A 21,031-nucleotide genomic window follows, 5' to 3' on the forward strand; every position below is an offset into this window, starting at 1 on the left:
AGCGGCGCTAGGCCAGGCGCGCCAGTTCCGCTTCGCTAAAGCCAGCCTCGCGCCGCGCATCGAGGTTGAACGGGCCCTTGAGCACCGGCGCCTTGTAGCGCAGCGTCAGCGCATCGTAGGTCGATAGCGGCTCCAGGCCACGCCCGGCGCACAGGAACAGGTACCAGCGGTTGCCGATTTCCACATGCCCGACCTCGTCGCGCAGCAGCACGTCGAGGATGGCCGCGGCCTCTCGGTCGCCCGCGTGGGCCAGCTTGGCGCGCAGCGGCGGAATGGCGTCGAGCCCGCGCGCCTCCAGCGTGCGGGGCACCAGGGCCATGCGCGCCAATACGTCGCCGCTGGTCTTTTCGACCATTTCCCACAGGCTGTCGTGGGCCGCGAAGTCGCCATAGGCAAAGCCGAGCGTGGCCAGGTGCGCCGCCAGCATGGTGAAATGCGTGGCTTCCTCGGCCGCGACGCGCAGCCAGTCGCTGTAGTAGTCAGGCGGCATGCCCGGGAAGCGCCATAGCGCATCGAGCGCCAGGTTGACGGCATTGAACTCGATATGGGTCAGTGCATGCACCAGCATCGCCCTGCCCTCGACAGTGGCCATCGAGCGCTGGCCGACCAGGCGCGGCGGCACCAGCAGCGGCCGCGCCGGGCGGCCCGGAACACCACTTGGTGCCACCAGCGCCGCCTCGACGTCGACGACCGAGGCGCCGGCCGCATGCGCGGCGGCCAGTGCGGCCAGCGCCGCCGTCTTTGTGGCCGGATCGGATTGCAGCAAGCAGTGCAAAGCGCATGCGCGTAGCTCGGGCGGTTGCGCCATGGTGAAGTCTTTCAGGTAAGCAGGCCAAAGCGCCAGTATACCAAAGGGGGCGATGGCACTGGCCAAGCCCCTGCCACGATGCGGCCAGCCTGCGCCGCTCGACTCTACCCAGCGCGCATTGCCGCCGCCGCGGCATCCTTGCTACTATCGGTAGCACTGGACGTGTACCGTCAACCATCGGCCAATCGCGAAGGAATCGCGCCATGCTATCCCGCCCCGCCTTGCAGGTCCGCCTCGTCTTGAGCGCTTGCGCCCTGGCCGCCGAAGCCCTGCATCTCGGGTGGGAGTTCACGCATGGCGGCGTGCCCTCGCACCACCTGCTGAACCGGGCCGACCTGCCGGCAATGTCTAACTGGTGGGGCCTGCTGGTCGTTCCGTTGCTGGTATGGTTGCTGGTCGGCCGCATCCAGCGCCGCGGCGCGACCCTGGTGCAGGCCGGCAGCCGTGCGCGTTTTCGCACGCTGGTGCTGGTCCGGTTCGGCGGCGCCCTGCTGTGGGGCGCGGTGCTGGCATTGGCCTTTGCGCAGGGCCATCCGGCAGTGAGCTTCATCTTCCTGGGGGCCTTCGTGGCCGGAGTGTTCCTGCACCTGTACCGTGCAGAATACGTGCTCGGATTCGCGTTAGGCTTGACCTTCACCTTCGGCGCGGTGCTGCCGGTGCTGATCGCCTCGGTCATTGCCGGCTGCTCGTTCCTGGTCCACCTGCTGGTGGGCGCCGCGCTGCGCCTGGTGCGCGGCGGGCGCGCACGCGGCGCCGGGCTGCCTTGAAGCCGGGCCAACGCCATTAGCACTTTGGCGTTGCAGAAGTCTGCTGCCAGGTTGAGGGCTTTCCTGTAGGATAACGCCTTTGTTTGGCACGGCCCGGCTCCCTCCTGGAGAGCCGGAGGCATCACCTCCCTGCGTTTGGCGCCGCCTGCCCTGCCATCCCTGCCTTGCCTTGGAGCTTATGGAGCGTTTTCTGCAACCGCGCGCCGCCGGCGCCGGCCAAGCGTTGAGCCGCGCCGCATGCGCGTGCATTGCCGTGGCATTGACAGTCTGCGCGGCCGAGGCATGGCGCTGGACCGGCGGCGCCGGCGCAGCCGCCCTGCCCGCCCCGGCCCCGGCCATCGTTCCTGGCCGCGCCAGCTTGTCGGAACTGTCGCGCACACTGGTGCCGATGCCGCCCAATACGCCGTCGGCCCATGCCAGCGCCCTGGCCACGCTGCCGGGCGAGCGCATGATCACCTTCTGGTGGGCCGGTAGCCGCGAAAGCGGGCCGGACGTCAAGGTATATGCCTCGCAGTGGAATGGCAGCAAATGGAGCGCGCCATGGCAAGTGGCCAGCCGCGAAACGCTCGGCGCCGCGCTCGGCTTTGGTGTTCGGCGCATCGGCAACCCGGTTGCATGGACCAGCCGCGATGGCAAGATCCATCTGTATGTGGTCGCCACCGGCCTGGGTGGCTGGGCCGCCTCGCGCGTGGTCCATCTGGTCTCGTCCACCGAAGGCGCCTCGTTCGAGATGCGGCGCGTGCTGCCAATGTCGCCACTGTTCAACACCAGCGTACTGGTGCGCACCTCGGCGGTCGGGCTGGCCGATGGTGGCTGGTGGCTGCCGGTGTATTTCGAGCTCGGCATCAAGTATCCGATGCTGATGTCGTTCGACGCCACCGGCACCCCGACCGGCCTGGCGCGCATCGGCACCAGCACCACCACGCTGCAGCCGGCGATCGTGCCGGTGTCCAGCCTGGAAGCGCGGGCCTGGATGCGCGACACCAGCGACCAGCGCCGGGTGCAGCACGCCCTGAGCCGCGACGGCGGCGCCAGCTGGCAAGACTTGCCCGCGCCCGATCTGCACAATGAAAACACCTCGATGGCGTCGATCCGCCTTGCCAACGGCGAATTCCTGATGCTGCACAACGACCAGGTCGAGGGCGGCTCCTCGCGCAGCACGCTGCGCCTGTCGTCCTCGAAAGACGGGCATACCTGGCGCACCATTGCCGACGTGGCCAGCGGCAGCGCGGGCGACGAATTTTCGTATCCCGCCATGCAGCAGGTCGGTGACGAACTGCACCTGACCTACACCCACCAGCGCCAGGCGATCGCCCATCACCGCTACCGCATCCGCATCGGGGGGAATATCTGATGGACTTGCCCGACCTGTCCTGGCAATTCATGTATGGCCGCGTAGCATGGGCGCTGGTGCTTGCCAGCCTGGTGGCCGCCGTCTGGCCGGCCACGCCGCGCCTGCGGCGCGGCACGCTGGCGGTGATCCTGGGGGCGTGCGCTGTCGTGATGGCCTTGCCCGGCGCGGCTTCGCCAGCCTGGCATCTTGGCCTGGCCTTCCAGTACCCGAGCGCGCTGCTGCTGGGCTTATGCCTGGTGGGGCTGCATGGGCACTGGAGCGGCGCGCCGCCCGCCCGCCTGATGCCGGTCGGAACCGCCGCGCTGCTGGCCGTCGTCGGCGCTTTCCTGTATCTCGACGCCGCCGGCCTGCTCGCGCGCAGCGCCTACTATGCCGGCTTTGGCGCGACGAAGGCGCCGCTGGCGGCAGTGCTGCTGGCCTGCGCCAGCGCGCTGGCGGCGGCGCGCGGACACTGGCGGCCCCAGGCCTGTGCCTTGCTGGCCGCGCTGCTGCTGTTTTCGCTGGCGCGCCTGCCGACCGGGAACCTGTGGGACGCCGTGCTCGATCCGCTGCTGTGGGGCTGGGCCGTCACGGCGCTGTGCGGCGCCGGATTGCGCCGCCTGCTGGCGGGCCGGCGCCGCGCCATCCCGGCCACCGGCACGGGCAACGAACCGTTTTCACCCATCAAGGAGTAGTTTGTGTCAAACACGAAGTGGCTTACCCACCCGGCCATCGCCACCGGAATCGCGATCAATGTCTTTATCCTGGCGCTGGCCATTGGCTGGTCGGGCGACACCGCGGCCCTATGGCGCCTGCTGGGCGAGGACGGCATCGTCGAATGGATGCAGTTCCTTTGCTTTACCGTGATCGCAGGCCTGCTCGGTTTCGTGTTCGTGGAACGCCTCCGGCAAGCCAAGCGGTCGAAGCTCGAACTGCTGGCGCTCGGTGGCCTGAGCGCCCTGTGCGCGCTGGCCGCACTCGAAGAGATCAGCTGGTTCCAGCGTATCCTGAACGTGCAATCGTCGGAATTTTTCGTGGCGAACAACCGCCAGGGCGAGACCAATCTGCACAACCTGGCGCTGGGCAGCGCCAGCCTGCACAAGACCGTGCTGCTCAAGCTGATCTTCATCGCCGGCATCACCCACAACCTGATCCTGCCGCTGCTGGCGCGTACCAGGCCTGGCGTGCGGCGCTGGGTCGAGTCGCTCGGTCTTTACCTGCCGCCGCTGTCGGCCTCGGTCGTCTACCTGGTACTGGTGGCGCTGTCGCACCTGCTGATCGAGCACCCGCGCAAGGGCGAGCTGGGCGAAACCTTCGGCGCGGTGCACTACCTGGCCACCGTATTCGGTGCCTATTTCGCCGGCGTGGCCTACGAACGTGCGCCGCTGTTCGAGAACCCGGCCGACCGCCGCCGTATGTCGACGCTGTTCGCGATGTGGATGGCTTTCCTGCTGCTGGTGGGCTGGATGCTCAGTGCCGGGGCTGGCGTCGCGGCGGCGGCGGCCGCTTCCGCGGCCGCCTAGATCGCTCCATGCTAAGGGCGGCCGGACTGGCCGCCAGACCTGCTTAGAACCCGTAAGTTGCCCGCATATAGACATAGCGTCCCGAGCGGCCGAACGGCGCGAAGTTCGCGAATGGCGTATTGCCCGTGGTGTTGAGCGTTGGGGACTGGGTCTCCGGATACTGGTCGAACAGGTTGTCGGCGCCAAGGGCCAGGGTCAGCTTTGGCGTGACTGCATAACGGCCCTCAAGGTCGACCAGGGTCTTCGGGTCCATCCGGAAGTCCAGTGCTGGCGTGGTGCCAGGGGCGAGCACCTTGCCGTAGCGGGTGGCGCGGAAGGTGGCGCCCCACTGGCCAAGGCGCCAGTTGACGTTGGCGCTGATCTTGCTCGCGGGCTGACCTTGTTCCAGCGCCAGCACGTTGAGACGGTCGAACAGCACCGGAGCCGGTGCCGGCAGCGCCGACAGCTGCGCTGTCACGGGAGTCTTGGTGACCTTGGTATCGGTGAAGTTACCGGCGACAGTGATGTCGAGCTTGCCGGCTTCAGCGAGCGACATTGGCCAGCTCACCACTACGTCGACGCCCTTGGTGGTGGTATCGACGCCATTGATGAAGAAGCGCCCACCACCGACGCCGATGAAGCCTTGCGACGCGATGTAGTTGCGCACGTTGGCCTGGGTCAGGTTCTCGGACAGGATGATGCGGTCGTCGATGTCGATGCGGTAGGCATCGATGGTGATGCTCACCGGATCGAAGCGCAGCACCGCGCCGAGCGAGGCGTTGATCGACTTTTCGGCTTCGAGCGGCTTGGCGCCGAGCGCCACCGCCACCGGATCGTTCGGCTTGAAGGTGGTGATCTCGAACGGCACGCCGTTGATGAAGTTGGTCGAGGTGGCAGTGAAGTTCTGCTGCTGCGGCGACGGCGCGCGGAAGCCGTTTTGCAGCGCGCCGCGCAGCGCGAATGCCTTGCTGAAGTCGTAGCGTGCGCCAAGCTTGCCAGCCAGGCTGTTGCCAAAGTCTGAGTAGCGCTCCGCGCGCACCGCGCCGGACATCAGCAGTTCGGGCGTGACGTTGGCCTCGAGATCGACGAAAGCGCCGATGGCGTTGCGGTGGGCGTCGACTTCGTTGGCGGGACGAAAGCCCGGGAACACCTGCGCGCCCGGTGCGGCCGGGGTGCCGTTTGGAAGCACCTGGCCGCCGTAGCGGTAGGAGTCGGGCTCGCCCGCGAACAGCTGGTAGCCTTCGCGGCGCGCCTCGGTGCCGATCGCCACGTTCAGCGGCGAAGCGAAACCGTCGACCTGGACGCGGCGCACGCCGGTCAGGTTCAGCACCAGCTGGTCGTACGAATAGCCGCCCGCAAAGAACTCGGTCTTGCTGGACGGCCCGATCGAGCGGTTCAGCGTGTTTTCGATGTCGTACTCCATCTTGTTCTTGCCGTAGCCGAGCGAAGCGTCGATGTCCCAGTCGCCCATGATCCAGGTGACGCCGCCGGTGGCCGCGAAGTCGTTCACGGTCGGCGCGATGATCGGCAGGAAGCCGTCCGGATAGATCGACAGGATGTTGCGCGCGTCCTGGGCGGTGCGGAAGAAGCCACCCGAACGGGCCTGGCGATTCTGGTAGCTCGCCCAGCCATAGACCTTGACACCGCCGCCCAGGTTGTTGCCGGCATTGGCGAACAAGGTAGCCTGTTCCATCTCCGGGTCGCCATACCAGGCGTTGAAGCGGTTGATGGTGTTCTCGCGCGGATCGAAGGCGCCATTTACGCGCGGATACTGCTGACGCATGTCGTAGCCACTGCGTTCGGTGTGCTTCTGGTCGCGGTATTCGGCAGCAATGGTGACATGGCCGGTCTCGCCCCAGGGCAGGCCTTTCCACACGCTGACCGTGGCGGTTTCGCCGTCGCTGCGCTTGCGCGATGCGGGCGCGCTCCAGGTGCCGCCGGCCGGCGCAGCGCTGTTCCACAATTCGTATTCGGTTTCGCGCTGGCCGTAAGTGACGCTGGCTTCACCGCCGCTGCGGTTGGTGCGCAGTTGCAGGTTGACCACGCCCGAGATCGCGTCGGAGCCGTATTGCGCGGCGGCGCCATCGCGCAGCACTTCGACGCTTTTCACAATCGCGGTCGGGATGGTATTCATGTCCACCGCCGCCGAGCCGCGGCCGATCGAACCGTTGACGTTGACCAGCGATGAGGCATGGCGGCGCTTGGAATTGACCAGCACCAGGGTCTGGTCTGGCGCCATGCCGCGCAGGGTGGCAGGACGGATGGTGTCGGTGCCGTCGGTGATGGCAGGCTTCGGGAAATTCAGCGATGGCAGCGCCATCGACAGCGCCTGGTTCATCTCGGTGCTGCCGACGTTCTTCAGGGCCTCGGCCGAGATCACGTCGACCGGGGCCGCGGTGTCGAGCGCGGTGCGGTTGGCGACCCGGGTACCGGTGACCACCACGGTCGCGGCAGCCGAGGTGGCACCTGGTTCGGGCGCGACTTCCTGCGCGTACGACACGCCTGAAAACAGCGAAGCAATCGCCAGGGCCAGCACGGTCTTTTCGGTTACGTGTTTCTGCATCTTGATTTCCTCTTGTTGGTGGAGCGCGCCGAAGGCAATTGAAAACGCGACGGGCACCGGTCGATACTGCTGGCCACGCTCAAGGATGTCAATTCGCAAAAGTTGCCATTAGGTATATTTACAACAACCATGGCATGTCGGGCCGCCGTGTCAGGCCCATGTAAGGGCTTATTCGTGCATCCTGCTACACTTTTTATTTCGCTCCCCTCCGGACCTGTCCATGCACGAACCGCTCTTTCCCGGCTTTCAGCCCTTCATGGCCGACTGCGGCTCCGGCATTGCCATTGCCGGCGTGACTGGCGGCTTTGGCCCGCCACTGCTGCTATTGCATGGCCACCCCCAGACCCACGCGATCTGGCATAAGGTGGCGCCGGCGCTGGCCGCCCGTTTCACGGTGGTAGCCTGCGACCTGCGCGGCTATGGCGATTCGGGCAAGCCGCCGGGCGCGCCAGACCACGCCAATTACAGCAAGCGCGCGATGGCCGCCGACATGCTGGCGGTGATGCGCCAGCTTGGCTTTGAGCGCTTCCGCGTAATGGCGCATGACCGTGGGGCGCGGGTGGCGCACCGCCTGATGGCCGATCACCCTGAGGCAGTCGAGCGCGCGGTGCTGCTCGACATCGCGCCGACCCTGGCGATGTACGAACAGACCTCGGAGACCTTCGCGCGCGCCTACTGGCACTGGTTCTTCCTGATCCAGCCGGCGCCGCTGCCGGAGCGCCTGATCGCGGCCGATCCGGCCGCCTATATCGAAGACGTGATGGGGCGCCGCAGCGCCGGCCTGGCGCCGTTCGACGAGCGCGCGCTTGCCGAATATCGCCGCTGCCTGGCGCTTCCCGGCAGCGCGCACGGCATCTGCGAGGATTACCGCGCCGCCGCTGGAATCGACCTCGACCACGACCGTGCCGACCGCGCCGCCGGCAGGCTGCTCACCACGCCGCTGCTGGCGTTGTGGGGCGAACACGGCGTGGTGCAGCGCTGCTTCGATCCGCTGGCCGAGTGGCGCCGGGTCGCGACCGAGGTCGATGGCCAAGCGCTGCCCTGCGGGCACTACATTCCGGAAGAGGCGCCCGACGCGCTGCTGGAACGCGCCCTGCCCTTCTTGCTCGCGCCAATCATGCACGTGCCGGGGTAAGGCAACTGCATACTATTCTGCCAAGTCGTCCACTGCGCGAAGCAGGCGCTGGCACGCAGAACAGGAGGTGATCCACATGTGCAGACGGCACATAAAATTTGCATAAAAGGCAATTACCCCACCTATTATTCAGTACCACTTTCGCGTTAGCGCCATCCTGAGTCCGATTTGTCATTCCATAATATTTGACCAGGATGTAAGCTAAGGGCGGCGCAGCCCGTAGCTGCAGCGCGGCAAGCGCGGACCGCAAGCGCCGTGCAGGCCCTGACCAGTTTCTGTGCACGAACGACTTCGCTTTTTTAACTTATTTGGCAATTGACATGACTTCTACGACAGACACTGACACCGGTCTCCCGCTCGACATGATCATTTTCGGCGGCGTGGGCGACCTGGCGATGCGCAAGCTGCTGCCGGCGCTCTACATGGCCCATATGCACGGCAACCTGCCGGCGGCGACCCGCATCATCTCGACCGGCCGCCAGGAATTCGACCGCGCCGCCTACCTGGCCCAGGTCGAGGAACAATCCAGGCCCTTCATCGCCGCCGACAATGTCGATCCCAAGGCCTGGGATGGCTTTTTGCAATTGCTCGAATACGTGCGCCTCGACGTCCAGGCGGCGCCAGACTTCGGCGCGCTGGCCAGTGCCGCCCTGCCCGGCGCGCAGCGGGTGTTCTACCTGGCCACGGCGCCGGCACTGTTTACCACCATTTGCGATAAACTTGCCAGCGCCGGCCTGGTCGACGGCAAGGCCCGCGTGGTGCTGGAAAAGCCGCTGGGCCGCGACCTCGAGTCGGCCGTCGAAATCAATGAAGCGGTCGGCAAGCATTTCGCCGAATCGCAGATCTACCGGATCGACCATTACCTGGGCAAGGAGACGGTGCAGAACCTGATGGTGCTGCGCTTCGGCAATTCGATTCTGGAGCCGCTGTGGCGCGCACCGAACATTTCGAGCGTGCAGATCACGGTAGCGGAAGAAGTCGGCGTGGGTAGCCGTGCCGGCTTCTACGACAGCACCGGGGCCATGCGCGACATGGTGCAGAATCACTTGCTGCAGTTACTGTGCATCGTTGCGATGGAGCCGCCGACTTCGCTCTCGCCGGACGCCGTGCGCGATGAAAAACTCAAGGTGCTGCGTTCGCTGCGCCGCTTCGGCCTGGCCGACATCGCGCGCGACACGGTGCGCGGACAATACGCCCACGGCGTCAGCGGCAGCCAAGAAGCGGCCGGTTACCTCGAAGAGCGCAACGTGCCGGCCGACAGCAATACCGAGACCTTCGTGGCCGTGCGCGCCCATGTCGACACCTGGCGCTGGTCCAAGGTGCCGTTCTACCTGCGTACCGGCAAGCGCATGCAGCGCCGCTCGTCCAAGATCGTGATCGAATTCGCCAATCCGCCATTTCCGCTGTTCCCCGACATGCCCGGCGGCGTCGCCAACCGGCTGGTCATTGAACTGCAGCCAGAAGAAGCGATCAAGCTGCAGATCATGGCCAAGCAGCCCGGCAGCGGCATGCAGATGCAGCAGGTTGCGCTCAATCTCGACCTGCAGTCGGCCTTTGTGCAGCGCCGCGCCGAAGCCTACGAGCGCCTGCTGATCGATGTGGTGCGCGGGCGCCTGACCCACTTCATGCGCCGCGACGAGCTCGAGGCGGCCTGGGCCTGGGCCGATCCAATCATCGAGGGCTGGAGCACGCTGGGCGAGAAGCCGCACGCCTATCCGGCGGGCTCGTGGGGGCCGGCCGAATCGTTCGCACTGCTGGCGCGCGACGGCTTCGCCTGGGTCGAATAAGCCCGGCGGCCGCGGCGCCAGACCCACAGGTAAAGTGCGCCATTGACAAGCAGCACGGCGGCGGCCAGCGCGTACTGCAGGGTGCGCGTGAGCCCTCCGGGGTAGACCAGCGGCAGCAGGTAATGCTCCACGAAGCCGCCGCTGTAGCCGGCCGCGCCGGCCAAGCCGCGCAACCACAGCTCGGCATGGGTCAGCGGGCAGATGCCGCCAAACAGCTCGATTCCGGCGCCCCAGGCGGCAGCGGCCAGGTGCAACGGCAGCAGTCTGCGGCGGCGCGCCACCAGCAGCGCGCCGAACACCACGAACAAGATGAAGGCCAGGTGCAGTAGCAATACCGCGTCGGCCAGGATTCGGTACACCACGATCGCTACCCCCGTGCCAACCCGCCAGGCACCAGTGTAATCCCAGACAAGCCGGCGCGGGCAAGCCGGCGCGGGCAAGCCGGCACGGGCAAGCCGACGCTGCTTGCACTAGAATGCTCGCTCCGGGTAATCCTATCGATGTCCACCACAGAAAGCGCGATGAGTACCACCGACCTTCCGTTTCGCGCCACGATCGCCGAAGCCTGCGCTTGGCTGGCCGCGCAAACCGGCACGCCCTGGACCCTGGCGCGCCTGCTCGCACACGAAGTCACGCCCCATGTCTGGCTCGACTACGACGCCGCCCACGCCGAGCTGTTCGGCGAGGCCAACGGCGGCTACCTTGCGCCGATCTTCGTGGCCGAGGATATTGCGCGCCTGGCAGGCGGTAGCACCGATGTCCTGATCACCACCACCAAGGATGCCTATAGGATCGTGGCGCGCCTGCCCGCGCCGGGCTTCAGGCGCGGTCTCGACGAGCTGCGCTTCCAGAAGCAAGACCTGCAACGGCTGGCCGGACAACTCCAGCACGCGGCGCAGCCGGCACCGGCTGCGGCGCCGGCTGCGGCGAAAGAATCGCAGCTCGGCATCGGCAAGGCGCAAGCCATGCTAGCGTTCGCAGGCATCGTCCGGCTCGACCTTGGCAAGGCGCTGGACGAGGCCATCGGCATCTTCGGTGACGACGGTGCGCGGGTCAAAGCCAGCGCAAAGAAATCCAGGCGTAATGCGGTGTGGAACCCGGTGACGCTGGCATTGGGCTTGCACGACGTCTACCGGGTCCCGCTCGGCCCCCTCAAGCGGGCCTTCAAGACCCATGACTTTCTGCTCGACTGGGACGCCAACTGGGAGCGCTCGCTCCAGTTACTGGGCAAGTAAGCTTGCCCGCTCAGCGCGCCAGCAGGCGCCGTAGCTGCGCGGCCTGGTAGGCGCCGAAGGTGTCGCTGAACAGGCAGCGGATCAGCGGGTCGTCGACCACGTCCACTTCGGCCTGGGCCAGCGCCGCTTCGGTGTCGGCATCGAACACCGTGTCGTTGATGCGCATGTACATCGAGGTCAGCGACTCGCCGTGTTCGAGCGCGGCATACAGCTTGGCGGCCGGGATCTCGGTGCTCCAGCCCAGCGGCCCGGTATCCACCCCAACCAGCGTTGCGCCGCGCTCGTCGAGCCGATAGCGCAAGCGCTCGACCTCGCCCGTGCTCCCGAACAGTGCCAGCTCCCAGATGCGCGCTTCGTCGAAATAGTCGGACGACGCCTCGACCGCGCCGTATTTCGCCGGCAGCAGCACGCGGCAATACTCCATCACACGCGCATGCTGCGCCTGAGTCAAGGCGCAAAAATGCGCAGCGATCTGCGCGGTAGGCGGGGCCGCGGCGTGGCCTTGGTAGTCGTAATCGACATCCTGCTCGCCCACCGGTATCACCCACGGCAGCGGCGCGCTTGCTTGCAACGATCCGGCATCGAGCCGCACCGATACCGATGGATTCAGGCGCACCACGCCAACGCCGGGCAAGGCCGCTCCCACCTCGCGCGCGAACTGCGCATAGCTGATCGGGAAAAAAGCGCGGTTATACCAGGACCATGGCTCCTGGCGGAACTGGCAAGAGCTGGGTACGACAAAACGCGGCTCGAGGGCGCGCAGCTGCTCGATCCACTCATCGGGCAGTCTTGGGGGCGCGGGAGCGGCGCGCGACGGCGCCAGCACTTCGATCTCGCGCATGGTCTGGAACGGCCACAGCACCATGTCCCACGGCCCCTCGCGCACCAGCTTTTCGAGCGTGCCGGCGTCGATCCAGGAGTCGACCACGTTGAGCACATTCATGCCCCCGGCCATCACCTGGAACATCGAGTCGACGTCGGCATCCATGGCTTCGCGCGGAATCACTTCGAACGGCCCGACATGCACCGGCAAGTTCAGGGTCAGCGAATATACTTCGGTGAAACCGAGCATGCGCACCATCTCGAACAGGTCGTCGAAGATGCAGTAGATATACAGCGGCGTAGCGCGGTCGAGCAGGTCCAGGCTCTCGAGCGAGCAGTGGTCGTCGTGGAAGTGCGAGATGAAGACTGCCGAAAACCGCTGCGCGCGAATCGCTTCGCGGTCGAAGCGCACGTCCGGGAAGGCGTGGCAGTTGCGGCTGAACGGGTTCTCGAAGATGGTATCGAAGGCGATGCGCTCGCCTTCGCATTCGAACACATAGCCCGCATGCAGGATTCTTGAAATTGTCAGTCCGCCATCGCTCATGCCCGCCTCCGTGGAAGAGCGCATTCTACAACGTGCGGCAGGGGCAGGCGCCGGCTGGCGTTCTGCGCTACCATGGCGGGTTGCCCGCTCGTGGCTGCCGCGCTACTTCCTCATAGGTGACCAACGTGTTTGCTGTTCTTTCCCTCGACATGGGGGCCGCCATGAAGACCCTCGTGCTCACGCTCGACCTGGTCGGCACCTTCGTGTTTGCGCTCAGCGGCGCAATGGCGGCTTCGCGCCGCCGACTCGACATCTTCGGCGTACTGGTGCTCGCTTTCGTGGCCGCCACCTCGGGCGGCATCGTGCGCGACCTGCTCATTGGCGCCACCCCGCCGGCGGCCATCAGCGACTGGCGCTACCTGGCCGTGTCGACCCTGGCCGGGCTGGTGATTTTCTTCTGGTACCCGCTCATCAGCCGCCTGCGCAACCCGGTACTCATCTTCGACGGCGCCGGCCTGGCGCTGTTCTGCGTCGCCGGTGCGCAAAAGGCGCTGGTCTTCGGCCTGGAGCCGGTCATGGCGGCCCTGCTGGGCATGCTGACCGGCATCGGCGGCGGGGTCGCGCGCGACGTGCTGCTGTCGAACGTGCCGGCCGTGTTCCGATCGGATATCTACGCGGTGGCGGCCCTGGCCGGCGCCGGCGTGGTGGTGGTGGGAGACGCGCTGCAATTGCCCACTACCGCCACTGCCTGTACCGGCGCGGCGCTGTGCTTCGGCCTGCGCCTGGCCGCGATCCGCTATGGCTGGCACCTGCCGACCGCCCGTGCGCCGGAAACCGAGGCCGACACCGAACGGATCGACCAGGGGCGCTGAATATGCGAATCGGTGGCGCCGACCGGCCTACGCTCCGTCGCCGAAATCGGCCTTGGCGTCCAGTACCCGCTTGAGCGAGGTCTCGGGATCCAGGCCGGCCATCATCAGGTTGATGATCTCCTGCTTGTCTTGTGGCGTCACCTTCTCGCAGGCCGCGCGGTGCGAGCAGAAATACGCATACCAGGATACGTCAGCCGGGCGCTCCTTGCGCGGCTTGAGCCGTGCCGGCACCGCGGCGCGTGCGCTCTCGGCAAAGGCGGCCAGCCGCGCCTGCGCGCCGGACCAGTCGAACTGCGCCGCCGCGCGCCGGTCGGCCTCCCAGTCGCCCTGGTAGTCCGGGCCGGGGCGCATGGTGGCCCGGTTCACGGCCAGGCTGCTCAAGTCGGGGTAGCCGTGAGCGCGGCAAAACTCTGCGACGAACCGCAGCTTCATGCCGAGGCCGACCACGACCGCACGGTCGAGTACCGCATCCTTCGGATGCAGCTGGCGCGCCGCCGCGAGCAGGTCGCCATAGGTGATCGGCATGCCGCGCAGCGACCGTGCACAATGAACCAACGCGTCAACGACCCGCACGCCGACCTCGATATCGTTGACGGTAAACGGCGGCCGCGCCTCGGTACTGCCTGTCATGCCTGCTCCCTGCAAATCTTGTCGTCGTCCTGCTGGCGCACGCTTGTCGCGCTGCGAACTTTCGATGCCGAAGGATTTGGTCCTGCCAGCCTTGATGAAAAAACGCGATTCTACAGCAGGCCGGCGTGCCGCAGCGGCGGGTCGAGGCGCGCTAGGCGGGTGCACGGGTCTTGAGCCCGTTCGCAAAATCGCGCACGATCTCGCGCGCGGCGTTATGACCGGGAGCGCCGGTCACGCCGCCGCCCGGGTGGGTGCCCGCGCCGCAGGTGTACAGGCCGGCCACCGGGCCGCGGTAATCCGCATGGCCCAGCATGGGACGGGCCGAGAACAGCTGGTCCAGTCCCAGCGCGCCATGGAAGATGTCGCCGCCGACCAGGCCGAAAGTGCGCTCCAGGTCTAGCGGACTCATGATCTGCCGGCCGAGCACCGAACGCTTGAAGTTGGGTGCATGACGGTCGACGGTAGCGATCATGAGGTCGGCCACTTCGTCGCGGTGCTCGTCCCAGCTCGCACCGCCTGGCAGTTGCGGCGCGACGTGCTGGCAAAACAGGCTGGCGACGTGCTGGCCGGGTGGCGCCAGCGTCGGGTCCAGGGTCGACGGCAGCAGCATCTCGACGATCGGCGCGCGCGACCAGCCAAGGGCGCGCGCATCGTGGTAGGCGCGCTCCATGTAGTCCAGGCTGGGCGCGATGATGATGCCGCTGCCATGGTGCTCGGCCACCTCCTTGCCGGGCAGGCAGTTGAAACTCGGTAGTTCCGACAATGCCACATTCATGCGGAAGGTCCCCGAGCCGCAGCGCCAGGCCTGCATGCGCCGCAAGAAATCCGGCGGCAGCGCGCCCGGGTCGACCAGCTTGGTATATAGCAGGCGCGGATTCAGGTTCGAGACCACCACGCGCGCGTCCAGGCGTTCTCCCCTGGCGGTGACCACGCCGGTGGCGCGGCCCCGTTCCAGCAGCACCTCGTCGACCGCGCAGCCGGTACGAATCTCTACCCCGCGCGCCTGCGCCGCCTTGGCCATGGCCTGGGTGATCGCGCCCATGCCGCCGATCGCATGTCCCCAGGCGCCCTTCTTGCCGTTGACCTCTCCGAACACATGGTGCAACAAGACATACGCCGAGCCGGGCGAATACGGGCTGGCGTAATTGCCCACCACGCTGTCGAAGCCATACGCCGCCTTGATCGGCGCGCTCTCGAACCAGCCGTCCAGGTAGTCGCCAGCCGACTTGGTGAACAAATCGAACAGCTCGCGCTGGTTGGACAGCGACAGTTTGCGCATCTGGTTGCCCAGCTTGCCAGCTTTGATCAGCTCCGGCAGCGCGGCCAGCCAGCTGCCACCCACCAGGTTCGGCGGCGTTTGCAGCACCAGGTTGCGCAGCAGCTGCGCGGCACTGTCGAGATGGGCGTGAAAGGCATCGAGGCGGTCGGCGTCACGCTGCGAGAATTTGGCGACCTCGGAGGCGGTCTTGCCAGCGCCGAGCTTCAGGTAGGCGCTATCGTCCAGCGGAAGGAAATTCGACAGCGGGCGCTCGACGATGCGCAGGCCATGAGCGGCCAGGTCCATGTCCTCGATTACCTTGGGATTGAGTAGCGAGACCGTATAGGCGGCGACCGAATTGCGGAAACCCGGATGGAATTGCTCGGTCACCGCGGCCCCGCCGACCACGTCGCGCGCCTCGAGTACCGTGACCTTCAGTCCGGCGCCGGCCAGGTAAAACGCACATACCAGGCCATTATGGCCGCCACCCACGATGATTGCGTCGCGCATCCGGTTCCTCCCAGTGAATGCACGTATTGTCTTCCACACAAACTGAAATTGCACCTGCTAACTGCGACAGGTGCAGTGCATCGGTGTCATTCGAGCGCCCGTTGGCGCGACTCCACGTCGACCTGCAGGATCGCAAGCGCCGCCAGCACCAGGCAGCCGGCCAGCAAGGCCAGGGCCAGCGTAAAGCGGGTCGCCATCACCGGCGCGATGATGGTCGGCGCCAGCAGCCCGCCAAAGCGCGCTACCGCCCCCGCCACGCCCATGCCGCTGGCGCGCAAGTCGGTCGGATAGACTTCGGGCGTGAACGCATACAGCGCCCCCCAGGTGCCCAGCAGCGCAAAACTCATCAGCAGGCTTGCCCCCACCACCACCCCGGTAGCGCTGCCGAAGCTGTAGCCCAAGCAGCCCACGGCGCTGAGCAGCAAAAAGCCCACCAGGGTCGGCTTGCGCCCCCAGCGCTCCACGCCATAGGCAGCCAGCGCGAAGCCTGGCAACTGGACCAGCGCCAGCACGATCAGGAACTCCTGGCCGCGCATGAAACCGAAGCCCTCGGCGCTAAGCTTCACCGGCAGGTAGACGAACACGCCATAGTAAGCAATCGAGATCAGCGCCCAGGCCGCGAACAGCGACAGGCTGCGGCGCCGCAGCCGGGACGAAAACAGGGCCGACAGCGTCTGCCTGGCCAGCGCTTGCGGCAGCAAGGGCGCGATGGCGATGCTGCGCCCATTGACCTGGGCGACGCGCTGCAGCACCGCGCGCGCCTGCTCCGGCTTGCCGCTGCGGCTCAGGTACATGGGCGACTCCGGAATGTACAGGCGCAGCACCACGCCGACCAGGGCCGGCAAGCCGGTGACAAAGAAGATCACGCGCCAGGCATCATCGCCCCACTGCAGCGCCAGCAGCGCAAGCAGCGCAAGCGCGATGGTGCCAACCGCCCAGAACGATTCGAGCAGCACCAGCCAGCGGCCGCGCCGGTCGCTGGGCAGGAATTCGGCCATCATAGTGTAGTCCACCGGCAGCGTGCCGCCCACGCCGATGCCGGTCAGGAAGCGCCACGCCAGCAGCCAGGTGAAATCGGGGGCGAAGGCGGAGGCCACGCCGAAGCAGGCGTCGATCAGCACCGCCGCCATCAGCACCGGCCGGCGCCCGATGCGGTCGGCCAGGCGCCCGAAGGCAAAGGCGCCGACCAGCATGCCGACGAAGAACAGGGTTCCGGTCTGGAGCGCTTGCGGCATCGCGATCCCGAAGGTCTTCGCGATCGAGGGCGCACTAAAGCCGATCGACAGCACCTGCATGGCGTCGGCCATCCAGACCAGGCCGAAAATCACGAACAGGCGGTATTGAAACTTGCCGACGCCAGCGGCCTGGAGACCTTGCTCGACGGTGATCGGTGATGCGGACAAGGTGGGTTCTCCGGGGCGGGTCGGGCCGTTAATCGATGTGCAAGGCGCTGGGCAAGTTGGCATACGCCGGAGCGCACTGTATCCTATGGCACGATCCCGCACAGCCAACCAACGAAAGAACCCCATGAAACAGCTACTTTCCTCCTGCGCCCTCGGCCTGACACTCACGCTGGCCGTGGCCGGCTGCGACCGCGCCAAGGCGCCGCAGCCAGCCGACACCACAGCAGCCACGGCAACCGCAAGCGAAGCCGTCGCCTTCCAGAAGATCGATACCGTCACCGGCACCGGCAAGGAAGCAAGCGCCGGTGCGACTGCCGTAGTCAACTATACGGGCTGGCTCTACGACCCGGCCGCCGAATCGAAACACGGCGCCCAGTTCGATTCTTCGATCGGGCGCGCGCCGTTCAGCTTCGAGCTTGGCGCCGGCCGCGTTATCAAGGGCTGGGACGAGGGCGTGCAAGGCATGAAGGTCGGCGGCAAGCGCACACTGATCGTGCCTGCCGACATGGGCTACGGCGACGGCGGCGCCGGTCCCATACCACCGGGCGCCACCCTGATCTTCGACGTCGAACTGCTCGAGGTTCGCTGAAACCTGCGCTGAACCCGGTGAGCGGCGCGGCCGGGATTAACGATTAGTCGGCCGCGTCCAGGAAGAAGATCGCCCAGGCCCGGGCCGGCGTCTCTACGGTCGGCTTCTCGACCTGCACCTGGGCGCAGTCTTGCGCCACCAGGCTGCGCCAGTTGCGCACGCCGGCATTCGAGAACAACGGATTGGCCTTGGCGTTCAGGCTCATGTCGAGCGCCAGCCTGGCATTGCGCGGCCCGGTCTTGCCGTAGCTGACGCCACGCAGTTCGATACCGAAGGCGGCCAGCCATGCTTCCCACTGGCCCGATTCGGTGCCCAGGACGATCCGTCCCAGCATATCGTCGAGCGAGACGCCTTTCTTGACCACGCCGCGTAACAGTGCGAGCGAGGGGGCGTTGCGCGCATCCGGGTTCTGCTTGCCCGCGCCGTGGTCGGCGATGGCCTTGAGTTCCTTCGAGAACGTGGCATCGCGCTCGGTATAGTCGCGCACGCGGTTGTAGAAATCGCCGTCGATGAAGGGATTTTCCGGACGGCCCGCGGGCGCGCCTTCTGGTTTGCCGGTGGAAGGCTGTTTTTTGTTGGTCATGGCTGTCGAAACGTCGATGTAAGGGCGGAGTGTAGCATTGTCGGCGCCGCGGCGAACAGCCCTTTGCGCCCGTTGGCCATTGCATAGACAACACGTTTATTGTAATGTTCAGCGATTCGTTTCACACACCAGGCAATGAGCTCCCCCACCCTGACTTCTGCAACCTGCACGCTGGCCGGGGCCCTGCCGGCCGCGCCGAAGCTGCCCGCCCACTACGATGTGCGCGGCTGCCTCGGCGAAGGCGGCTTCGGCCGGGTATTCGAGGCCTGGGACAGCACATTGTGCCGCCCGGTCGCCATCAAATGCATCAAGCATGCCGAAGCCGGACAGGCCGGTGCTGACCTGATGCGCGAGGCGCGCCTGGGCGCATCCTTGCGCCATGCCGCTTTCGTCAAGGTGCATGCGATCGAAGACGACGGTCTCACCCAGTCGATCGTCATGGAGCTGGTGCCCGGCCAGACCCTCAAGCAGACCCTGGCCGCCGGCCCGGTGGCGCGCGCCGATGCGCTGGCATGGACGCGCCAGGTCGCCGAAGCCATGCGCGACGCCCATGCATCTGGCCTGGTCCACGGCGACCTCAAGCCGTCGAACCTGATGATCGAGCCGGGCGGCAGCATCCGCATCCTCGATTTCGGCCTGGCCCACCAGCTCGACGTACTGGCCACCACCAGCATGGCGCCCGAGGTCTTGCAAGGCACCATCGCCTACATGGCGCCGGAGCGCATGCTCGGCGCGCCCTTGTCGGCGCAGGCCGACGTCTACGCACTGGGCTTGATTCTCTACGAAATGGTGTGCGGCGCGCGGCCGTACGCCGCGCTCGACGGCCTGGCGCTGGCGGCGGCGCAGGTGCAGACTTCGTCGGACGGCTGGCACTATCCGCTCGATGCCAGCGCCGGGCTGATTGCCCTGATCCGCGCCATGACCGCGCGCCAGGCCACGCAGCGCCTGGCCGGCATGGCCGAAGTGCTGGCGCAGCTGGCGCAGTTGGCGGCAGCGCCAGACATTCCCGCCCAGCCGCCGCGGGTGCGCCTGCCGGCGCCAACCAGGCAACTGCGGCTGGTACTGGCCGGCGTACTGTCGGTGGCCCTGCTCGGTGCCGGCGGCTGGGCCGCGGCGCCCCATTTGGCAGCGCTCGGCCCTGCTCTGGCGCCATTTTCCGAATCGGTTGAACTCGAGCAGGGCCTGGCGGCGCTCAAGCTGTTCGACCGGCCGGGCAGCCTGGATAACGCCGAACAGCACTTTCGCCGCATTCTGGCGCGCCGCCCCGACAGCGCCGCGGCGGCGGCCGGCATGTCGCTGATGTATTCGCAGCGCTACCATACCGACAAGCGCGACGAGACCTGGCTGCAGCGCGCCGACGCCAGCGCGCAGCGCGCCGCCCAGCTCAACGACCAGCTCGCGCTGAGCCACGTTGCCCGCGCCTGGGTGCTCGACAACCACGGCAAGCGCGACGAGGCCTTGCTGGCCCACGCCGAAGCGCTGCGCCTGGACCCCTCGAATTTCTTCGGCTGGTATGGCCAGGCCGCCACCTTGCGCCGCATGCAGCGCTACGACGAGGCGCGTGCACGCTTGAGCGAGGCGATCGCGCGCTTTCCGCAAGAACGCGTCTTCACCGACGAACTGGGCAGCGTCCACTACGAGCAGGCCGACTACTCCGGCGCCGAGCGCCTGTTCCGGCGCAGCATCGCGCTGCAGCCCGATGCCGTCGTTGCCTACGCCAACCTCAATGCTGCGCTGCTGCGCCAGAACCGCGACGACGAGGCCTTGCAGGTGCTGCAGCAAGGCTTGCAGATCCGCCCTAGCGCCAAGCTGTACACAAATTTGGGCAATGCACTGTTCCTGCGCCAGGACTATGTCGGCGCGGCCGCCGCCTTCGAAAACGCGGTATCGCCCACGCGCGGCGCGCCCGGCGAATACCAGCTCTGGGCCAACCTGGCCGATACCCTGAACTGGCTGCCGGGCCGCGAAGCCCAGGCACGCGCCGCCTACGACAAGGCGCGCGAGTTGCTGGCGCCGCGCCTGGCGCGCGCGCCTGACGACGTGCTGCTGGTATCGCGCATGGGCCTGTACGCGGCGCGCACCGGTGCGGCCCTTGAGGCCGCCCCGCTGCTGGCGCGCGCGATCGCGCTGGCGCCCAACAGCGCCGACGTGCAATTTCGCGCGGGGCTGGCCCATGAATTGCTCGGCCAACGCGACGCCGCCCTGCTTGCCATCAATAGCGCCCGCCGCCTGGGCTACCCGGTCAAGTTCATCGATGCCGAACCCGACCTGGTGGACTTGCGGCGCGACGCGCGCTACCGCCCGGACTAGCGTTTGTCCGGTTTCCCGGTGCCAGGCCGGCACCTTGACCCACTACCTGAAAGCAGCCATGCAAGAACAACAAAACCACGAAATCAACGTCATTTACCAGGCAGGCCAGCCACAAGCGACCTGGACGCCGCGGCCACAAGGCACGGACCGGATCCAGGCGAATGTGAACGATACGATCAGTTTTGTCTTCGACGGCCCGGAAACGCTGACCAACGCGGTGATGATGAGCGGCCCTCGCAAAAAGGGCGAAGACGGCTCGCCTTTCGATGGCGGCAACCAGATTAACATCGTCCCCGGCACCCCCTACACGATCGACAAGAATGCTGGACTGTGGGGTTTCTCGATCGCGTTCACGACCGTCAACGCTGATGGCGTCAGCAATTTCTACTTCCTGCCCGACCCGGAACTGGAAGTTGGCTCGACCTGAGCCCGGGCCGGCG

Annotated in this window: 19 protein-coding genes; 11 read left to right on the forward strand and 8 right to left on the reverse strand. The window is 66.8% G+C overall.

Going from position 1 to position 21,031, the window contains the following annotated elements; genetic code table 11:
• Positions 1-7: 7 nt before the first annotated feature.
• Positions 8-808 (reverse strand): ferritin-like domain-containing protein, encoded by an 801-nt coding sequence (locus tag NRS07_RS11670; protein ID WP_259207036.1) that lies wholly within the window; start codon positions 806-808, stop codon positions 8-10.
• A gap of 203 nt (positions 809-1,011) precedes the next feature.
• On the opposite strand from NRS07_RS11670, the gene NRS07_RS11675 reads away from it, so the two are divergent.
• The 4 genes from NRS07_RS11675 to NRS07_RS11690 all read left to right on the forward strand — a co-directional run bounded on the left by NRS07_RS11675 (position 1,012) and on the right by NRS07_RS11690 (position 4,431).
• Positions 1,012-1,575, forward strand: a complete 564-nt coding sequence (locus NRS07_RS11675) for a hypothetical protein (RefSeq protein WP_259207038.1) — start codon at positions 1,012-1,014, stop codon at positions 1,573-1,575.
• Positions 1,576-1,753: 178 nt separating this feature from the next.
• A complete protein-coding gene (locus NRS07_RS11680) occupies positions 1,754-2,929 on the forward strand; it encodes a sialidase family protein (protein WP_259207040.1) in 1,176 nt (391 codons plus the stop codon).
• Positions 2,929-3,603: a hypothetical protein gene (locus NRS07_RS11685; protein WP_259207042.1), complete on the forward strand. Its 675-nt coding sequence runs from the start codon at positions 2,929-2,931 to the stop codon at positions 3,601-3,603. Before NRS07_RS11680 ends, NRS07_RS11685 begins: the two co-directional genes overlap by 1 nt.
• Before the next feature lie 3 nt (positions 3,604-3,606).
• Positions 3,607-4,431 carry a hypothetical protein gene (locus tag NRS07_RS11690; protein ID WP_259207044.1) on the forward strand — a complete coding sequence of 275 codons (825 nt, stop codon included), beginning with the start codon at positions 3,607-3,609 and terminating at the stop codon, positions 4,429-4,431.
• A 43-nt stretch (positions 4,432-4,474) separates the two neighbouring features.
• Here NRS07_RS11690 and NRS07_RS11695 read toward each other — a convergent pair whose 3' ends face one another.
• Positions 4,475-6,973: a TonB-dependent siderophore receptor gene (locus tag NRS07_RS11695; protein WP_259207047.1), complete on the reverse strand. Its 2,499-nt coding sequence runs from the start codon at positions 6,971-6,973 to the stop codon at positions 4,475-4,477.
• Between the two features lie 220 nt (positions 6,974-7,193).
• Here NRS07_RS11695 and NRS07_RS11700 point away from each other — a divergent pair, with 220 nt between their 5' ends.
• Complete coding sequence (locus NRS07_RS11700; protein ID WP_259207049.1) at positions 7,194-8,108, forward strand: alpha/beta fold hydrolase; 915 nt, start codon at positions 7,194-7,196, stop codon at positions 8,106-8,108.
• A 320-nt stretch (positions 8,109-8,428) separates the two neighbouring features.
• The gene (gene zwf / locus NRS07_RS11705; protein ID WP_259207051.1) at positions 8,429-9,895 is read left to right on the forward strand and encodes a glucose-6-phosphate dehydrogenase; all 1,467 of its coding nucleotides are present in this window, start codon (positions 8,429-8,431) and stop codon (positions 9,893-9,895) included.
• Here the strand turns inward: zwf and NRS07_RS11710 are convergent.
• Positions 9,820-10,257 carry a DUF2784 domain-containing protein gene (locus NRS07_RS11710; RefSeq protein WP_259207054.1) on the reverse strand — a complete coding sequence of 146 codons (438 nt, stop codon included), beginning with the start codon at positions 10,255-10,257 and terminating at the stop codon, positions 9,820-9,822. The two genes, zwf and NRS07_RS11710, sit on opposite strands and share 76 nt — an antisense overlap.
• Positions 10,258-10,416: 159 nt before the next feature.
• Between NRS07_RS11710 and NRS07_RS11715 the strand changes: the two genes are divergently transcribed.
• Positions 10,417-11,130, forward strand: coding sequence for a hypothetical protein (locus NRS07_RS11715; protein WP_259207056.1), 714 nt, complete (start codon positions 10,417-10,419; stop codon positions 11,128-11,130).
• Positions 11,131-11,140: 10 nt separating this feature from the next.
• On the opposite strand, the gene NRS07_RS11720 is transcribed toward NRS07_RS11715, so the two are convergent.
• Complete coding sequence (locus NRS07_RS11720) at positions 11,141-12,496, reverse strand: MBL fold metallo-hydrolase (protein ID WP_259207058.1); 1,356 nt, start codon at positions 12,494-12,496, stop codon at positions 11,141-11,143.
• A gap of 125 nt (positions 12,497-12,621) precedes the next feature.
• On the opposite strand from NRS07_RS11720, the gene NRS07_RS11725 reads away from it, so the two are divergent.
• On the forward strand, positions 12,622-13,308 hold the full coding sequence (locus NRS07_RS11725) for a trimeric intracellular cation channel family protein (protein WP_259207060.1): 687 nt from the start codon (positions 12,622-12,624) through the stop codon (positions 13,306-13,308).
• A 27-nt stretch (positions 13,309-13,335) separates the two neighbouring features.
• Here the strand turns inward: NRS07_RS11725 and NRS07_RS11730 are convergent, their stop codons facing one another.
• The 3 genes from NRS07_RS11730 to NRS07_RS11740 all read right to left on the reverse strand — a co-directional run bounded on the left by NRS07_RS11730 (position 13,336) and on the right by NRS07_RS11740 (position 17,172).
• Positions 13,336-13,938 carry a hypothetical protein gene (locus tag NRS07_RS11730; RefSeq protein WP_259207062.1) on the reverse strand — a complete coding sequence of 201 codons (603 nt, stop codon included), beginning with the start codon at positions 13,936-13,938 and terminating at the stop codon, positions 13,336-13,338.
• A 151-nt stretch (positions 13,939-14,089) separates the two neighbouring features.
• Positions 14,090-15,706, reverse strand: coding sequence for an NAD(P)/FAD-dependent oxidoreductase (locus NRS07_RS11735; RefSeq protein WP_259207065.1), 1,617 nt, complete (start codon positions 15,704-15,706; stop codon positions 14,090-14,092).
• An 86-nt stretch (positions 15,707-15,792) separates the two neighbouring features.
• The gene (locus tag NRS07_RS11740; protein ID WP_373889825.1) at positions 15,793-17,172 is read right to left on the reverse strand and encodes an MFS transporter; all 1,380 of its coding nucleotides are present in this window, start codon (positions 17,170-17,172) and stop codon (positions 15,793-15,795) included.
• 61 nt (positions 17,173-17,233) lie between these two features.
• Between NRS07_RS11740 and NRS07_RS11745 the strand changes: the two genes are divergently transcribed.
• Positions 17,234-17,698, forward strand: coding sequence for an FKBP-type peptidyl-prolyl cis-trans isomerase (locus NRS07_RS11745; protein ID WP_259207069.1), 465 nt, complete (start codon positions 17,234-17,236; stop codon positions 17,696-17,698).
• A gap of 43 nt (positions 17,699-17,741) precedes the next feature.
• Here NRS07_RS11745 and NRS07_RS11750 read toward each other — a convergent pair whose 3' ends face one another.
• Positions 17,742-18,281, reverse strand: coding sequence for a hypothetical protein (locus NRS07_RS11750; RefSeq protein WP_259207071.1), 540 nt, complete (start codon positions 18,279-18,281; stop codon positions 17,742-17,744).
• 135 nt (positions 18,282-18,416) lie between these two features.
• Between NRS07_RS11750 and NRS07_RS11755 the strand changes: the two genes are divergently transcribed.
• Positions 18,417-20,591 (forward strand): serine/threonine-protein kinase, encoded by a 2,175-nt coding sequence (locus NRS07_RS11755; protein WP_259207072.1) that lies wholly within the window; start codon positions 18,417-18,419, stop codon positions 20,589-20,591.
• 34 nt (positions 20,592-20,625) lie between these two features.
• Entirely contained in the window at positions 20,626-21,018 is a 393-nt protein-coding gene (locus NRS07_RS11760; RefSeq protein ID WP_259207074.1) for a hypothetical protein, read from the forward strand.
• The last annotated feature ends 13 nt before the right edge of the window (positions 21,019-21,031 follow it).

It is taken from the genome of Massilia sp. H6, from assembly GCF_024802625.1.
Taxonomy (GTDB): domain Bacteria; phylum Pseudomonadota; class Gammaproteobacteria; order Burkholderiales; family Burkholderiaceae_D; genus Telluria.

Coding starts and splice junctions, on each gene's coding strand:
- NRS07_RS11670 (WP_259207036.1), bottom strand. CDS start 808: ATGGCGCAACCGCCCGAGCTACGCGCATGCGCTTTGCACTGCTTGCTG.
- NRS07_RS11745 (WP_259207069.1), top strand. CDS start 17,234: ATGAAACAGCTACTTTCCTCCTGCGCCCTCGGCCTGACACTCACGCTG.
- NRS07_RS11735 (WP_259207065.1), bottom strand. CDS start 15,706: ATGCGCGACGCAATCATCGTGGGTGGCGGCCATAATGGCCTGGTATGT.
- NRS07_RS11750 (WP_259207071.1), bottom strand. CDS start 18,281: ATGACCAACAAAAAACAGCCTTCCACCGGCAAACCAGAAGGCGCGCCC.
- NRS07_RS11730 (WP_259207062.1), bottom strand. CDS start 13,938: ATGACAGGCAGTACCGAGGCGCGGCCGCCGTTTACCGTCAACGATATC.
- NRS07_RS11715 (WP_259207056.1), top strand. CDS start 10,417: ATGAGTACCACCGACCTTCCGTTTCGCGCCACGATCGCCGAAGCCTGC.
- NRS07_RS11680 (WP_259207040.1), top strand. CDS start 1,754: ATGGAGCGTTTTCTGCAACCGCGCGCCGCCGGCGCCGGCCAAGCGTTG.
- NRS07_RS11675 (WP_259207038.1), top strand. CDS start 1,012: ATGCTATCCCGCCCCGCCTTGCAGGTCCGCCTCGTCTTGAGCGCTTGC.
- NRS07_RS11695 (WP_259207047.1), bottom strand. CDS start 6,973: ATGCAGAAACACGTAACCGAAAAGACCGTGCTGGCCCTGGCGATTGCT.
- NRS07_RS11685 (WP_259207042.1), top strand. CDS start 2,929: ATGGACTTGCCCGACCTGTCCTGGCAATTCATGTATGGCCGCGTAGCA.
- NRS07_RS11700 (WP_259207049.1), top strand. CDS start 7,194: ATGCACGAACCGCTCTTTCCCGGCTTTCAGCCCTTCATGGCCGACTGC.
- NRS07_RS11755 (WP_259207072.1), top strand. CDS start 18,417: ATGAGCTCCCCCACCCTGACTTCTGCAACCTGCACGCTGGCCGGGGCC.
- zwf (WP_259207051.1), top strand. CDS start 8,429: ATGACTTCTACGACAGACACTGACACCGGTCTCCCGCTCGACATGATC.
- NRS07_RS11720 (WP_259207058.1), bottom strand. CDS start 12,496: ATGAGCGATGGCGGACTGACAATTTCAAGAATCCTGCATGCGGGCTAT.
- NRS07_RS11740 (WP_373889825.1), bottom strand. CDS start 17,172: ATGCCAACTTGCCCAGCGCCTTGCACATCGATTAACGGCCCGACCCGC.